Origin of the sequence: Georgenia satyanarayanai (assembly GCF_009193135.1) — a bacterium.
Lineage (GTDB): Bacteria > Actinomycetota > Actinomycetes > Actinomycetales > Actinomycetaceae > Oceanitalea > Oceanitalea satyanarayanai.
Genome location: NZ_VUKC01000023.1, coordinates 23,708 through 38,733, shown reverse-complemented (window position 1 = coordinate 38,733; position 15,026 = coordinate 23,708). Strand labels below are relative to the sequence as shown.

General features: G+C 77.1%; 9 protein-coding genes. 1 reads left to right on the top strand and 8 read right to left on the bottom strand.

The window, feature by feature from the left end:
• Positions 1–978 (bottom strand): AAA family ATPase (locus GD632_RS15800; RefSeq protein ID WP_152193176.1); only part of this gene is annotated, 978 nt, incomplete at its 3' end.
• Position 979: 1 nt separating this feature from the next.
• The gene (locus tag GD632_RS15795) at positions 980–2,197 is read right to left on the bottom strand and encodes an exonuclease SbcCD subunit D (RefSeq protein WP_152193175.1); all 1,218 of its coding nucleotides are present in this window, start codon (positions 2,195–2,197) and stop codon (positions 980–982) included.
• Positions 2,198–2,350: 153 nt separating this feature from the next.
• Between GD632_RS15795 and GD632_RS15790 the strand changes: the two genes are divergently transcribed.
• The gene (locus tag GD632_RS15790; RefSeq protein ID WP_152193174.1) at positions 2,351–4,336 is read left to right on the top strand and encodes a hypothetical protein; all 1,986 of its coding nucleotides are present in this window, start codon (positions 2,351–2,353) and stop codon (positions 4,334–4,336) included.
• Here the strand turns inward: GD632_RS15790 and GD632_RS15785 are convergent.
• The 6 genes from GD632_RS15785 to recC all read right to left on the bottom strand — a co-directional run bounded on the left by GD632_RS15785 (position 4,271) and on the right by recC (position 15,026).
• Positions 4,271–4,819 (bottom strand): DnaJ family domain-containing protein, encoded by a 549-nt coding sequence (locus GD632_RS15785; protein WP_152193173.1) that lies wholly within the window; start codon positions 4,817–4,819, stop codon positions 4,271–4,273. The genes GD632_RS15790 and GD632_RS15785 overlap by 66 nt on opposite strands.
• A gap of 26 nt (positions 4,820–4,845) precedes the next feature.
• The gene (locus GD632_RS15780) at positions 4,846–5,559 is read right to left on the bottom strand and encodes an alpha/beta fold hydrolase (protein ID WP_152193172.1); all 714 of its coding nucleotides are present in this window, start codon (positions 5,557–5,559) and stop codon (positions 4,846–4,848) included.
• Positions 5,560–5,622: 63 nt separating this feature from the next.
• On the bottom strand, positions 5,623–6,426 hold the full coding sequence (gene hisN / locus GD632_RS15775) for a histidinol-phosphatase (protein ID WP_152193171.1): 804 nt from the start codon (positions 6,424–6,426) through the stop codon (positions 5,623–5,625).
• Between the two features lie 103 nt (positions 6,427–6,529).
• Positions 6,530–8,350, bottom strand: coding sequence for an exodeoxyribonuclease V subunit alpha (recD, locus tag GD632_RS15770; RefSeq protein WP_152193170.1), 1,821 nt, complete (start codon positions 8,348–8,350; stop codon positions 6,530–6,532).
• Positions 8,347–11,688 carry a UvrD-helicase domain-containing protein gene (locus GD632_RS15765; protein ID WP_226924935.1) on the bottom strand — a complete coding sequence of 1,114 codons (3,342 nt, stop codon included), beginning with the start codon at positions 11,686–11,688 and terminating at the stop codon, positions 8,347–8,349. Before GD632_RS15765 ends, recD begins: the two co-directional genes overlap by 4 nt.
• The gene (gene recC, locus GD632_RS15760; protein WP_152193168.1) at positions 11,685–15,026 is read right to left on the bottom strand and encodes an exodeoxyribonuclease V subunit gamma; all 3,342 of its coding nucleotides are present in this window, start codon (positions 15,024–15,026) and stop codon (positions 11,685–11,687) included. The genes GD632_RS15765 and recC overlap by 4 nt, the downstream gene beginning before the upstream one ends.

Here is a 15,026-nt window from a genome sequence, read left to right as displayed (position 1 = left end):
GGCCACCGCGGCTCGTCGCGCGGCCGCGAGCTCCGCGCCGCGGGCAGCGACGGCCTCCTCGCGGGCGGCGAGGAGCTCCTGCTCGGCGAGCAGGTCGCGGCGCCGGCGCACCCGCCTCGCGAGGTCCCGCTCGGCGTCGAGCGCCTGCTGCGCGGCCCGCTCGGCCGTACGGGCCTCCTCCCGCCGCGCCTGCGCGGCGGCGTGCTCGCCCTCCGCGCGTGCGACGACGGCGGACGCGACCTCCTCCAGCGCCGCGGCGTCGAGCGCGGCGGCACCCTGCTCGAGCGCGGCGACGGACTCGTCCTCCTCGGGGAGCAGGGCGCCGAGGTTGCCGACGCAGCCGGTGACCTCCCGGCGGGCGGCCTCGAGGTCGCCCCTCGCCTGGCGCGCCATCGCGACGAGCTGGTCCTGGACCCGCTGGTAGACCTCGGTGCCGAAGACGTCCTGGAGGACGGCGGCCCGCTCGTCGGGCTTGGCGCGCAGGAACGTGGAGAAGCGCCCCTGCGGCAGCACGACGGTCTGGCTGAACTGGCTGCGGTCCAGCCGCACGATGCGGCGGACCTCGGCCCCGACCTCCTGGGTGGTGGCCGCGAGCGGCTCCCCGACGGGGTCGGAGACCGACTCCAGTCGCCACAGCCTGGCGGTGGCGTTCTGCCGCGTGGTGCCCTCCCCACGGCGCTTGGGACGCTGGAAGGCCGGGGTGCGGCGGACCCGGTAGATGCCGGCGCCGGTGGAGAGGACCACCTCGATGACCGGCTCGGCCCCGGGGGCGTGGGCCGAGGGCAGCCGGTCGTCGCGGGCGGGACTGCCGAGCGTGCCGTACAGGCCGAAGGTGATGGCGTCGATGAGGGTGGACTTGCCCGAGCCGGTGGGGCCCTCGAGGAGGAAGAGGCCGCCGGCGGAGAGCTGGTCGAGGTCGACCTCGTGACGCCCGGCGAAGGGCCCGACGGCCTCGAGCGTGAGGTGGTGGACGCGCATGTCAGGCGCTCCTCTCGGCGGCGAGTGCGGCCTCGTAGGCGGCACGCAGCACCGCGGTCTCGGCCGGCGTGGGCGCCTCACCGGTGACGTCCTGGACGAACTCGGCCGTCACCTCCAGCGGGTCCCGCGTGGCGGTGACGGCACGGGCCGGTCCGCCGGTCAACGGCACGGTGGGCCGGTGCTGGACGACGAGGGCGTGCGGGAAGCGTGCCCGGACCCGGGCGTACAGGTCCCGCGGGCGCGCGGTGTCGGTGACGGCCACCCGGACCCAGTCCTGGGCCTGCGCGTCGAAGGCGGCGGAGAGCAGCTCCTCGAGGCTGCCGGACGCCTCCGACAGGCGCCGCGGGCAGGGCGTGGGCAGGAGCTCGACGTGCCCCACCCCCTCGGCGCCGAGCTCGAGGAGCACGCTCGACTTCGTGTGGTGCATCTCGGAGAAGGAGTAGGCCAGCGGGGAGCCGGAGTACCGGGCGAGCGGCCCGCGCGCCCCGTCCGCGGCCCCCGGCCCCACGCGCTGCGGTCCGTGGAGGTGACCGAGCGCGACGTAGTCCGGGGCGAGCTCCCCTCCCGTGAGGACGTCGAGCGGCACGGCGTCGACGCCGCCGACGCGGATGTCCCGCTCGGACTCCGAGGCCCTCCCGCCGACGACGAAGGCGTGGGCCATGACGACGGCGGGCACCCGCGGTCCCGCCGCGCGCCGGGTGGCGAGGTCCGCCCGCACCCGGCGCATGGCGGCCGCGGCCACCGCCTCGTGCGACCGTGCGGGGACGGCCGGGGCGGCGTCGTCGTCCTCCTCGGCGAGGCGGTGGCGGGTGGTGTCCGGGTCGAGGTAGGGCAGGGCGTAGACGAGCGCGGAGGACTCCCCGTCCGCGGACGGCAGCTCGAGGGGCCGCGCGAGGTCCTCCACCCGCGTCCGCACCGCGAGCCGCTCGCGGAAGAGCGGGGCGGCGAAGCCGAGCCGGGTGGCGGAGTCGTGGTTCCCGGGGGTGAGGACGACGCGGGTGAGCTCGGTGAGCCGCAGCAGGGCGTCGGTGAGGAGGTCGACGACGGCGACGGGCGGGATCGCGCGGTCGTACACGTCACCGGCGACGAGGACGGCGTCGACGCGCTCCTGGCGGACCACCTCGACGAGGTGGTCGAGGAAGGCAGCCTGGTGCGCGACGAGGTCGACCCCGTGCAGGGTGCGCCCCAGGTGCCAGTCCGAGGTGTGCAGGATGCGCATGGGTCGACGGTAACCGCGGCCACCGACATCGCCGGGGAGCCCCGCGGAGGGCGCCCGACACGCCGCCGGGGCACGGCGCACTGCCCCTTCGGGCAGGGCGGATCCGCCACCGGCGGCGGTACGATCGTGGCGGTCCGACGAGGGGTCACGGGGATGGCGACGGTCGAGGACGTGTGCGAGAGCTGCGGGGCGGCGAACCCGCAGGGCACCGCGTTCTGCCGCGCCTGCGACGCCTACCTCGGGTGGGACACGGGGGCCACGACCATCGGCGGTCACCCGGCCGACGCGACGGTCCCCGAGACGGTCGAGGCGGTGGCGACCACGGCCCCCGGACCGGCACCCGGTCCCGCTGAGGGCACGACCGCCGTGCGCACCACGACGGCGGACGCCCGGGCGCCGGAGGTCCACAGCGCGACCGCGGACGTCACGCTCGTCCCCGAGCAGGCGGCGACGGTCACCGCGCGGGTGTCCAACAGGTCCTCGGTGGTGGACGGCGTCGTCGTCGAGGCCGAGGAGCCGCCGGACTGGCTCGACGTGAGCCCCGCCCCGCTGCGGCTCATGCCCGGGGACGAGGGCACCCTCGAGGTCGTCCTCAGGATCCGGGACGGCGCGCACGTCCCCGCCCAGCGGCTGACGGTCCTGCTCCACGTGGGCGCCGAGTCCGCGCCGGACCTGCACGTGCCGGTGCCGGTCACCCTCACCGTCGCGCCGCACGGTCCACCCGCGACGCTCGACGTCCAGCCCCGGCTCCTGCGGCTCACCGACGAGGCGCGCGCCCGGTTCGTCGTGCGGATCGACAACCGGAGGGCGAACTACCCGCAGAGCTTCGAGCTGTCGGGCACCGACCCCGAGGGGGTCGTGCGGTTCGGCTTCGTCCCGCGGGTGGTGCAGGTGCCCGCCGGCCGGCTCGTCGAGGTGCGTGGCCACTTCATGGCACCCACCCCGGCGCCCGGGCAGGACGCGACCCGGCAGCTGACGGTCAGCGCCACCAACGACGGGGGCGAGGCCACCGCGACCCTCACGCTCGTCCAGCACACCTCGCCGGAGCCCGAGGCGGTCCCCGTCGGCGTCAGCCTCGCGCCGCGCGAGCTGCGCGTGACCAACGCGTTCGCCGCGGAGTTCGAGGTCCATGTCGACAACCGCCGCGGGCGGCAGGTGGTGGACCTCGCCCTCGGTGGGCGGGACCCCGCCCGTGCGCTCGTCGTCAGCCTCGTGCCGCAGCAGCTGCGCGTCCCGCCGGGCGAGGTCGCCGTCGCCCGCGGGCACGTGCGGCTCACCGAGGCGGTCCCGCGCGGGCGGACCGTCGTGCGTCCCTTCTCGGTCGTCGCGGGCGACGGTGTCACCGAGCACGAGGCACCGGGTTCCCTCGAGGTGACGACGACGCCGTCGCCGATCACGACGGCCGGGCTGGAGGTCACCCCGCGACACCTCACCCGGACCGACACGCGCCGCGGGTCCTTCGCCGTCGCCGTCGACAACACCGCGGGGCAGGAGCCGCTCGCCGTCCGGCTCACCGCCGTCGACTCCCACGGCACCGCGCACGTGACGTTCACGCCCCCGGTGGTCACCGCACCGCCCGGCGGCGTCGGCCAGGCCCGGATGTCGGTCGACGCCCCGCCCCCACCGGGCGGGGAGTCCGTTACCCGCGACCTCGAGGTCACCGCCAGCGACGGCGAGGGGCGGCTCCTCGCCCAGGCCGCCTTCACCCAGGTCGCCTCCGACCGGCGGCCCCTGCTGCGCACGCTCCTCGTGCTCGGCGGGGCGGCCCTCGTCCTGCTCGGCACGCTCCTGCCGTGGGACCTCCTCACCACCGCCGACGGGCTCACCATCGTCGGCACCGCCCCCCTCGACGCGCTCGGTGAGGTCCCGAACGTGTCCGAGGACGCCGTGGTGCACCTCGTCGCTGCCGCGGCGCGCGTGCTGCTCGTCCTGCTCGCCGTCGCGATGGCGTTCGGCGTGACGGGGAAGGGCAGCCTCACGCGGAAGTCGGCCCTCCTCGTCGTCGTCCTCTCGGTCGCCTACGTCATCGCCGCGGTGGTGGTCCGCGGAGCCGTCCTCACCCTCGCCCCCGGCCTACTCCTCGTGTGGGCGGGCGCCGTCGCGGGGTACGTCGGCGGGGTGCTGGCGCGTCCGGCGTAGCCGCCGCCACCAGCGCCGCCGGGCGGGACGTGCGGGCGCCGCGCGCCCGGGCGGTCGGGTCGTGCCGGCCCGCGCGTCCCCGCCCCGCTCCGCGCGCCACTGCGCGACGACGGCGTCCGGGTCCGCGGGTGCGACGGGCAGGACCGGCCCCGTCGGGGTGCGGATGTAGTGCGCCACCCGCCGGTTGAGCGCACGCACCGCGTCGCGGACGGCGTCCTCGTCGTGCAGGTGGCGCACGGTCTCGGGCAGGGCCGCGAGCTCCTTGCGCAGGAGCAGCGCGGGCGGCAGGAGACCTTCGGCGGGCAGGTCCTCGCTGCGCAGCTTCTGGCGGATCCACCAGTCCTCGTGCAGCGGCTCGTCGATGCCGGGCAGCGGCTTGCCCGCGCCGGGCAGGTCGGTGAAGGCCCCACGTGCCTCCGCGTCGCGGACGAGACGGTCCACCCACGTCTCGACGGGGACGTCGTGCGGCCGGCGCTCGGTCATCCCTCCATCCTCCCCGGCGGGGTCCACTACCCGAGCGCGCCCGTGCCCACCCCGGCGACCTCGGCGATGACGGCGGCGAGCTCTCGGGGGCGCGACCACATCGGCCAGTGGCTCGTGGGCAGGTCCACCCACGTCGTGTCGGTGAGCTCGGGGATGCCGGCGAGCCAGGGCATCGAGCCCTCGGCGGCGTAGGTGCGGTAGGCGTCGGCGGTGAAGCTCGTGCACACGAAGGTGCTGGGGATGTCGCGGCGGGCGTCGTCGACGAGGTCCACCGTGCCGCGCAGCACGCCCCCGGGCTGGGGGACGGCCCGGCTGCGGAAGGTCTGCAGCTGCTGCTCGCTGAGGCCGTCGAGGTTCTCCTCGGCGGCGAGGGACTCCCAGTCCAGCGGCAGCTCCACGCCGTCGAAGCCCGGGTCCATGGCTCCCACGCCCGGCGCCGTGTCGACGTAGACCATGGCGGCGAGACGGTCGGTGAGGCGGTCGCTCGCCGCGTACCCGGAGAAACCGGCGCCGCTGTGCACGGCGAGGACGGTCGGGCGACCGGTGGCCTCGACGGCGCCACAGATGGCGTCGACGTGGTCCCGGAAGGTGATGCCCGAGCGGTCGGAGTCCGCGTGCTCGAGGCCGGGCAGGGTCAGCGCCTGCGCCTCGCACCCCGCGCGGTGCAGCTCGGCGAGGACGTCCCCCCACGCCCACGCACCCAGCCAGAACCCGGGGACGAGGATGACGGGGTGGGCCATGGCGTTCTCCGCTCGACGACTGCGCCGAGCGTAGTGCCGGCAGTCGCCCCGCGGAAGAGCGGCTCAGTCCTCCTGGGCGGTGAGCAGCTGGAGGACCTCGTCGTGGAGCAAGCCGTTGGTGGCGACGGCGTTGCCGCCGAAGGGGCCGGGTGCGCCGAAGAGGCTGGTGAACCTGCCGCCGGCCTCGGTGACGATCGGGACGAGGGCGGCCATGTCGTAGGTCTCGAGCTCGGGCTCGGCCGCGAGGTCGACGGCGCCCTCGGCGACGAGCATGTAGGACCAGAAGTCGCCGTAGGCCCGGGTGCGCCAGCAGCGCTGGGCGACGTTGAGGAAGGCGCGCAGCCGAGCGGCCTCGGCCCAGCCGTCCAGGGAGGAGTAGCTGAGCGAGGCGTCCTCGATGCGCGACACGCTCGACACGTGGAGCTGCCGCGCGGAGGACAGCGAGCGCCCGGTCCACGCGCCGGACCCGAGGGTGGCCCACCAGCGGCGGCCCAGCGCCGGGGCGGAGACGACACCGAGCACGACCTCGTCGTCCTCGACGAGCCCGATGAGCGTGGCCCACACCGGCACACCGCGGACGAAGTTCTTCGTCCCGTCGATGGGGTCGACGATCCACTGCCGCGAGGACCGGCCGGTGGTGCCGAACTCCTCGCCGAGCACCGAGTCACGCGGCCGGGTGCGGCCGAGCTGGGCACGGACGATCTCCTCGGCGGACCGGTCGGCGTCGGACACGGGGCTGAGGTCCGGCTTGGTCTCGACGACGAGGTCCAGGGCCTGGAAGCGGGCCATCGTCTGGGCGTCGACCTGGTCGGCGATCACGTGGGCCAGGCGCAGGTCGTCGTCGTACCGGAGGCGCGAGATGGGCATGCGGCCACGCTAGCGGCGTCGCCGCGTGGCACGGGGACGCGCGCCGGGCGCCCGGGCACCTGGGAGGGGCCGGCTGTCGGCGCGGAGCGCGCCGTCGACGGGGCTACACGGGAGCGCGGAGGCCGCTGGCGCGGCGGACGGGAGTCTGGACGGCTCGGCGGACCGCGGCGGCCGTGCCCACGACACGCACGTGCTCCCGGGCGCGGGTGACCGCGGTGTAGAGCAGCTCCCGGGTGAGGAGCGGGGAGGTGGCCGGCGGGAGCACGAGGGAGACGCGGGCGAACTGGCTGCCCTGGCCGCGGTGGACCGTCATGGCGTGGACGGTCTCGACGGCGGGCAGCCGGTGGGGGCGCACGCGCAGCGGTGAGCCGGGGTCGCCGAGGGCGGCGACGAGCCCCTCGCCGTCGGCGACGACGACGCCGGTGTCCCCGTTGTACAGGCCCGTCTCGCGGTCGTTGGCCGTGACGAGGATGGGCCGGCCCGGGTACCAGGGGCTGCGGGGATCGTGCGGCTCCGGGTGGGAGCCGACGGCCTCGCTCACCCACTGCTCGACCAGCGCCGACCAGTGCGCCACGCCCGCGGGTCCACGCCGGTGGGCGACGAGCAGCCGGTGCGCGCCGAGCGCGCGCAGCGCAGCGGCCGCGTCACCCTCCCGGGCGGCGAGGACGAGCCTGCGGCCTGCGGCTGCGGCGTCCGTCCGCAGCGGGGCGAGCGCCTCCGCGGCCGGCTCAGCGTCGTCGGCGAGCTCGACGAGCTCGACCGAGGGGTGCCCGGCGCGCAGCAGCGCCAGAGCCTCCTCGGCGTCACCGGCCCGGATCGCGGCGGCGAGGGGGAGGATGGCGCTGCCCTCCTCCTGCCGGTGGACGGTGAGGAGGCGGACGACACCGCCCGCCCCGCCCGCACCGCCCGCCCCGGTCGCCCCGGGCGTGCGGGCCACGAGGTCGCCGAGGACCGCCCCGGCCTCGACGGAGGCGAGCTGGTCGGGGTCACCGACGAGCACGAGGCGCGCGTCGGGCCGCAGCGCCTCGAGCAGCCGCGCCATGAGCGGCAGGGACACCATCGAGGTCTCGTCGACGACGACGACGTCGTGGGGCAGGTGACGGCCCGGGCCGTGCCGGAAGCGGGTGGAGCTGCCCGGCAGCCAGCCGAGCAGCCGGTGGAGGGTGGAGGCGCTGAGCGTCCCCACCCGCTCGCGGTCCTCCGCGCCGAGCTCGTCGACGACCTCGTGGACCGCCTCCTGCAGCCGGGCCGCGGCCTTGCCGGTGGGGGCGGCCAGCGCGATGCGCAGCGGGCCAGCGACGTCCTGGAGGACGGCGATGAGGCGGGCGACCGTCGTCGTCTTGCCGGTGCCCGGCCCACCGGTCAGCACCGTGAGGCGGCCGGCGACGGCGGTGGCGGCGGCCTGCCGCTGCAGCGCGTCCCCGGCGGCCGGGAAGAGCCGGTCGAGGGCGGCGGTGAGCCGGGCGTCGTCGACGGCGGTGGCGGGCGAGGCGAGGCGCGCGTCGGCCTGGCGGCGCACGACCGTCTCGTCGCGCCAGTAGCGGTCGAGGTAGAGGCGCCCGGCCACCCAGCGCACCGGCCGGTCGGCGGGCCCTTCGACCCCGACGGCGACGAGCGGGCTGCGCTCGATCGCAGCCTCCCACCGTGCGGGGTCGGGCCACGGGAGGTCCTCGACCGGGGTCTCGGCGTCGGCGGCGAAGGACTCGGCGTCCGTGAGGTGGAGGCACACCGACCCCGAGCGCACCGCGCGTGTGGCGAGCGCGACGGCGAGGAGCACGTCCTCGTCCCGCTCACCGGCGAGCGAGCCCAGCCGGCGCGCCACCTGGACGTCGGCGGCGGCGACGACACCGGCGGCGTTGAAACGGGCGAGCAGGGGTGGGGCGTGGACGGCGAGCCGGGCGTCACCGGCGTCGAGGGCGGTCATGGGGTCCTCCCCTCGAGGAGCGCGGACAGCGCGACGACGAGCGCGGCGGGTGGCCGCCAGGCCATGACCCCGTGGGGCGTGCCGTCCGCGGCGGGCGTGCCGGGACCGGCCATCCCCCGCACGAAGAGGTAGAGCCCCCCGCCGAGGTGCCGCTCGGGGTCGTAGCCGCGGTGGCGCCAGCGCAGGTAGCGGTGCAGGGCGGCGAGGTAGAGCAGCAGCTGCAGCGGGTAGTGCGAGCGCATCATCGCCTCGGCGACGGCCTCGGGGCGGTAGTGCCACAGGGTGAGCGGTTCCTCGGGCGGCGCGAGCCGGTTCGTCTTGTAGTCGACGACGAGATAGCGCGTCGCGTCCCCGGACCCGTGCCGCAGGACGGCGTCGATGCTGCCGGTCAGGTAGCCGTGCAGGCGCTCGGGGCCGAGGGCGGCGAGCTGGTCGGCGTAGGGCGCGAAGACGTCGTCGGCGGGCAGGTGGCGGCGCAGGAGGCGGGCGAGGTCGACGAGCGTGGCGGCGCTCGCGGCGGGGGAGTCCCCGCCCGCGAGCGGCAGCTCGAACTCCATCTCGGCGAGCCGGTCCGCCGGCGCGAAGCCGGCCAGGGTGGCGCCCCCGGCGAGCGGGCCGAGCGGGGTGGCGACCACCTTCCCCAGCGCGGCGGCGAGCGCCTCCGGGTCGAGCCCCGGCACCCGCGCCGTGCCCCCCTCCCGGCAGCGCTCGCGCAGCTCGGCCGCCAGGTCCGGCGCGGCGGTGTCGACCTGCTCGAGGACCTCGTGGACGACGGTGCCGAACCCGGTCCCGCCGGGCAGGTCCGCCATGGGCGAGGGCAGCGCGCGGGCGGGGTCGGCGCCGGTGAGGCGCGTGACGACGAGGTCCGTCTCGTCCTCCACGCCCGTGGCCTCCGGCTCGCTGCCCACCGGCTCGTGGTGCGCCGCGGCGGTGAGACCGGTGTAGGAGGTGCGCCGCCATGTGTGGTCGAGGCCGCGGCCCAGCCGGGCGACGGACAGGTCCGGCCGCTGCGGCACGGGTGGCTGCCAGGTGACCGGCTGGGGGCGGGTGGTGGCGCGCTCGAGGGCCACCGTGCCCCCGGAGCGGGCGACGACGGCGGACAGCGCCGCGGTGACGGCGTCGTCGCCCCGCACGGGCGCGCGCGGCGGCGGCTCCTCGCCCGGTGCGTGCCCGCCCAGGAGGAGGCGGGTGAGCGGGCCGGCGGGGGAGTTGGACGACGGCGCCCAGTGGACGACGACCTGCGCCGCCGCCCGCGTGAGGGCGACGTAGAGCAGGCGCAGGTCCTCGCCGCGCTCCTCGGCGAGGTGCCGGTCGCGGGCGGCGTCGTAGCCGGGGTCCTCCGGGCCGCCGACGTGGAGCAGCCGGGCGCCGGCGTCGTCGTGGTAGCGGAGGACCGGCGGGGTGCGCGACTCGTAGCGGTCCCAGCCGAAGGGCACGTAGACGACCGGGAACTCCAGGCCCTTGGAGGAGTGGACGGTGACGACCTGGACGGCGTCGGCGTCGGTCTCCAGGCGGCGGCTGCGCTCCTCGGCGTAGTCGCGGTCCGCCTCGGCGATCCGGGTGCGCAGCCAGTCCGTCAGGGCCGCGACCCCGAGGTCCTCCTCGACCGCGGCCAGGTGCAGGGCCTCCCCGACGTGGCGGACGTCGGTGAGGACACGCTCGCCGTCGGCGGTGGCCATGAGCCGCTCGGCGACGCCCGCGGTGGTGACGGCCTCGACGAGCGCCGCGACCCCCCGTTCCGTGAGGAGCCGGCTCCAGCCGCGGACGGTGTCGGACAGCTCCTCGCGAGCGGCGTCCCCCGCCGTGCCGAGGCGGGTGGCGTCCCAGCCGAGGAAGGGGGTGAGGGCCAGTGCCGCGGCGCGGCCCCCGTGCGCGGGCTGCTCGAGCGCGGTGAGGAGGGTGAGCCAGTGCCGGGCGGCGTCGGTGGCGAAGACGCTGAAGAGCCCGGAGACGACGGCGGGCACACCGGCGGCGGCGAGCGCGTCCCGCACGGCGTCGGCGTCGGCGTTGCGGCGGGCGAGGACCGCGACGTCGCCGGGGTGCAGCTCGCGCCAGGCCTCACCCTCCCGCAGCCGGGTGCCGGTGAGCTGGGCGACGACGTCCGCGGCGACGTCGTCGGCCACGAGCCGGCGCACGTCACCCACCCGCGGGTTCTTCGTCCCGGCCAGCCGGAAGGGCTCCCGGGTGACCTGCCGCAGCCGCACCGGCGCCCCGCCCCGCAGCCGCCGCTCCCCGGTGTGCGCCGCGGCGACGGGACGCACGACGATCGCCTCGTCACCGAGCGCGGCGCCGCCGAGGAGCGCCTCGAGCCCGGTGAGCAGTGCGGCGTCGCTGCGCCAGTTGCGCCCGAGGGTGGCCGTGCTCGTCGCGAGACCGCGGGCGTGGAGGTAGGTGACGACGTCGCCGCCGCGGAAGGCGTAGATCGCCTGCTTCGGGTCACCGATGAGGACGAGGGTGCGGTGCCCGTGGAAAGCGGTGCGCAGGACCTCCCACTGGACGGGGTCGGTGTCCTGGAACTCGTCGACGAGGACGACGGCGTAGCGCTCGCGGACCCGCGCCGCCGCGGCCGGACCGTGGACCGGGTGGGTGAGGGCGTCCCGCAGGAGGGTGAGGAGGTCGTCGTAGTCGAGCAGGCGGCGGTCGCGCTTGCGGTGGTGGACCTCCGCGCGCACCGCCTGCGCGAGGGCGTGGCGGTGCCCGGGCAGGGAGTCGGGTGGCGCGTCGGTGGGGCGCAGGGCGGCCTGGTGGTCGCTCACCGCCTCCTTGCCGATCGTCCGCGCCTCGTCCGGGGTGAGCGCGGGCGCGCGGGAGCCGGCGTAGTGGCGCAGGTAGACGTCGTCGAGGACCTCCTCGCGCAGGTCCGCGACGTCGGGGACGAAGGTGTGGTCGGGGTCGACGTCGGCGGCCACCCCGAGCGAGGTAAGCATCTGCTGGCAGAAGCCGTGCGTCGTCGTGATGGTCGCGGCGTCGAGCTGGGACAGGGCGCGGGTGAGCCGCAGACGCCGGGCGGCGACCTCGGCGTCGTCGGCGGCGGCGAGGTGCGCCACGACCTCGTCCCGGCTCGCGCGGGCGGCCTCCGGGTCCCGCAGCGCCCGCTCGGTGGCGAGCAGCCGGGCACGGACACGGTCCCGCAGCTCGGAGGTGGCCGCGCGGCCGAAGGTGACGAGGAGGAGGTCGGCCAGCTCGACGCCCTGCTCGGCGACGTAGCGGGTGGCGAGGGCGGCGATGGTGAAGGTCTTGCCGGTACCGGCGCTGGCCTCCAGGACGGTGGTGCCGGCGGGCAGCGGGCCGCACACGTCGAAGACGGGCAGGTCGGTCCCCAGCTCGGTGGTGGTCACGGCTTGTCCAGCTGCTCGTGGGCGAGGAGCGGCTCCCAGACCCGGCGGGCGAGCACGCCGAGGCGGCTCGGGTCCTGCGGGTACCAGGCGCGCTCGGTCTCGGTCGGGGTGCCGAGGATGTCCTCGAGGCGCGCGCCGGTGCCCCAGCAGATGACGTGGTGCTCGTCCGCGCGCAGGAACTCGTCACCGTCCCAGGCCCGCCGGGCGTTGACCAGGGCCATGTCCGCGGAGTCCCCGCCGGCGCGGGAGGTGGCGTAGGTGCAGGCGACGGGCACCGGGACGGGCAGCGGCTCGCGCAGGGCCAGGGCGTGGAGGTGGACGAGCTGGTCGAGGAGCGTGACCGCCTCCTGCGGGGCGGGTGGGTGCAGCCGCGCGACGTAGGCACCCGGCCGGCGGTGGTCCGGCCGGGCGACCGTGGCGGTGCGCCAGGGCCGCTCGGGGTGGGCGGCGACGAGAGCGAGCAGCTGCACCCACGCGCGCAGGCGGTGCTTGGGCGCCAGGCGGGAGTACGTGGCACGCAGGACGGTGCCGCCGTGGACGCCGGGGACCGTGCCGGTGAGCGTGGTGCCGGAGGGGAGGGGCACGACGACGTCGACCGTCTCGGCGGGCTGCGCCCGCTCGGCCGCCGCGGCGCTCGCGATGGGCACGACCCGGCTGCCGACGTCGAGCAGGGCGGTGCGGCCCAGCTCCCTGGGCGGGGTGACGCCGCGGCGCCACTCGGCGTTCATGACCTGCTGGTCGGGGACTCCGGCCAGCCGCGCCTGGAGGAAGCGTTCGCCGATGGCCCACCCGTCGAGGGGGGCGAGGGTGAGCGGGAGGCGGTCGGTGACCTCGGCGTTCTCCCCGGCCACCGACAGGCCCAGGCGGTGGCGCAGGAAGTACTTGACCGGGTGCTCGAGCATCGAGACGAGGTCGGCGAGCTCGAGCGTGGCGGGCGGCTCGAGCGGCGGCAGCGGCTCGGTGAGGAAGGGCACCCGCGCGACGCGCTCCCCGCGCCCGGCGAGGGCGGCGCGGTGGGCGACGGCGTCGAAGCTGAACGGCTCGCCCGGCCGGCCGAGGGCCCCGGGGGTGAAGTTGCGCTCGTCGACGACCTGGAGCGGGTGGTGGCGCAGCACGTGCTCCCGGACGGTGCCGGAGGGTGCCGTGGCGGCGGCCTCGAGGGCGTCGAGGAGCTCCCCGACGGGGACCGCGGGTGGCCGCGCGGCGCCGGTGCGCTCGTGCGCGCCGGAGTAGAGGAGGACGAGGTGGTCCTGGGCGGCGGTGACGGCGTCGAGGAAGAGCTGGCGGTCCTCGCTGCGGCGGTCGCGCTCTCCGACGCAGGGCTCGCGCAGGAGGAGGTCGTCGCCGTCCTGGCGGGTCCCGCGGGGGAAGGCGCCGTCGTCGACGCCGAGGAGGCACACGACCCGGTGGGGCACGGCGCGCATGGGCTCGAGGGAGCACACGGTGAGGGCTCCGGTGCGGAAGCCGGCGCGGGTGGGCCGCCCGGCGAGCCGGTCGGCGAGCAGGGCCCGCACGTCCGGGAGCCGCAGGGGGGCGTCGGTGGACCGGGCGCGTTCCTCGGAGAGCACGCGCCGGGCGGAGACCACCTGCCACGAGTCGGTGGGCGCGGTGTCCGCGAGGAGGGTGACGGCGTGGTCGAGGGTGTCGATCCAGTGGGTGAGCGGGCGCGTGCCGTCGAGCTCGGCGAGGAGACCGGTGAGCCGGTCGACGAGCTCGGCCAGCCGTCCGGCGAGGTCGATGTCGGTGCTGTCGACGTCGTCCAGCGGTAGCGCGTGGCCGACGTAGCGATGGTCCTCCTCGGCCATGGCCACCCCGAGGAGGAGCCGGTCCAGGGCGACGTGCCAGGTGCCCTGGAGCAGGCCGGGCAGCTCGAAGCGGGCGCGCCGCCGGGCGTCCTCGCCCCACCGCACGCCGGCGGTGGCGGACCACTCGCGCACGCGGTCGAGGTCGTCGTCGGTGAGCTGGAAGCGGCGGCGCACCGGCTCGGTCGCCGCGAGGTCGAGCACCTCCGAGGCGGTGACCCGGCCGTCGGCGAGCCCGAGGAGCGTGGCGAGCAGCCCGAGGACCGGGTTGGTGCGCCCGGGCGCGCGGTCGGCGAGCCGTACCCGCATCGTGTGCCCGGGGTGGACGTCGGTGACCCCCTCCGGGGCGAGCCCGAAGCTCGCGGTGACGAGCGGCGCGACCGCCTCGACGTCGGGGCACATGACGATGACGTCGCGCGGCTCGAGGCTCGGGTCGGCGGCGAAGAGCCCGGCGAGCACCTCCCGTAGCACCTCCACCTGCCGGGCCAGCCCGTGGCAGGCGTGCACCTGGACGCTGGTGTCCTCCGCGGTGACCCGGTGCGGTGGCGCGTCGGGGGAGTCGGTGGCGAGGCGCTCCTGGAGGGCGGCGAGGAGCGTGCCGCCGGGGCGCGCTGCGGGGTGGTGGGTGTCGGTGACGCCGACCCCGAGCAGGCGGGTCTCCAGCTCGGTGGCGTCGCGGGCGGTGGAGGCGAGCAGCGGGTGGTGGGCACGGACGCGCTGCTCGCGGCGCCGCCGGGAGGCGGGCTCGCCCGCGCCGGCGACCCTCGCCCACAGCGCGGGGGAGGGGTGGGGCAGCCACACGTGGACCTCGCGGTGGGCGGCGAGGGCGCGCAGCACGCGCAGCTGGTCCTCGGGCAGCCGGGTGGGGCCGAAGACGCTGAGTCGCTGGGGCAGGTCGACGGCGCCGGGGCGGTCGACGACGGCGGCCAGCGCCTCCTCCAGGCGCTCGGCCGGCCCGGGCTCACCGACGCGGGCGCGCAGCCGGCGCCACAGCTCCACCTGCCAGGCGAGGTCCGCGGGCACGTGGCCGCCCGCGCCGTCGTCGTCGTGTCCCCGCGCCCAGGCACGCACCATGTCCGGGCGCTGCGCGGCGTAGGAGGTGTAGAGGCGCGCGAGGTGACGGGCCGCGCCGAGGCGGCGTCCGTGGCGGTGGTCCTCGGCCGCGCCGGCGCCGAGGTAGCGGCCCAGGGGCGCGAGCCACGGCTCGGCGGCCGCTGCGTCGATGACCTCGAGGAGCGGCCAGGTGAGCAGCTCGGGCGCCCACGGGTCCTCCTCCGGGGCACCGGGCAGGCCGGCGAGGACACCGGTGACGAGACGGGCGGGGGAGCCGAAGTCGACGTTCGCGCAGATCCCCGGTTCACCGTCGGGGCCGGCGCCGAGGTGGTGGGACAGCCGCTGGGCGAGCCAGCGCTCCACCCCGCGGGTGGGGACGGCGACGACGTCAGGGGTGAACGGGTCCGCGGGGGCGTCGGCGAGCAGCGCCGCGAGGGGCGCGACGAGCGCGTCGGCGCGCTCGGACCGGTGCAGGTGCAGCAC

Bases quoted from the DNA above. Each gene is read 5' to 3' on its own strand.
- GD632_RS15780 (WP_152193172.1), bottom strand. From the start codon at position 5,559: ATGGCCCACCCCGTCATCCTCGTCCCCGGGTTCTGGCTGGGTGCGTGG.
- hisN (WP_152193171.1), bottom strand. From the start codon at position 6,426: ATGCCCATCTCGCGCCTCCGGTACGACGACGACCTGCGCCTGGCCCAC.
- GD632_RS15790 (WP_152193174.1), top strand. From the start codon at position 2,351: ATGGCGACGGTCGAGGACGTGTGCGAGAGCTGCGGGGCGGCGAACCCG.
- GD632_RS15785 (WP_152193173.1), bottom strand. From the start codon at position 4,819: ATGACCGAGCGCCGGCCGCACGACGTCCCCGTCGAGACGTGGGTGGAC.
- GD632_RS15795 (WP_152193175.1), bottom strand. From the start codon at position 2,197: ATGCGCATCCTGCACACCTCGGACTGGCACCTGGGGCGCACCCTGCAC.
- recD (WP_152193170.1), bottom strand. From the start codon at position 8,350: ATGACCGCCCTCGACGCCGGTGACGCCCGGCTCGCCGTCCACGCCCCA.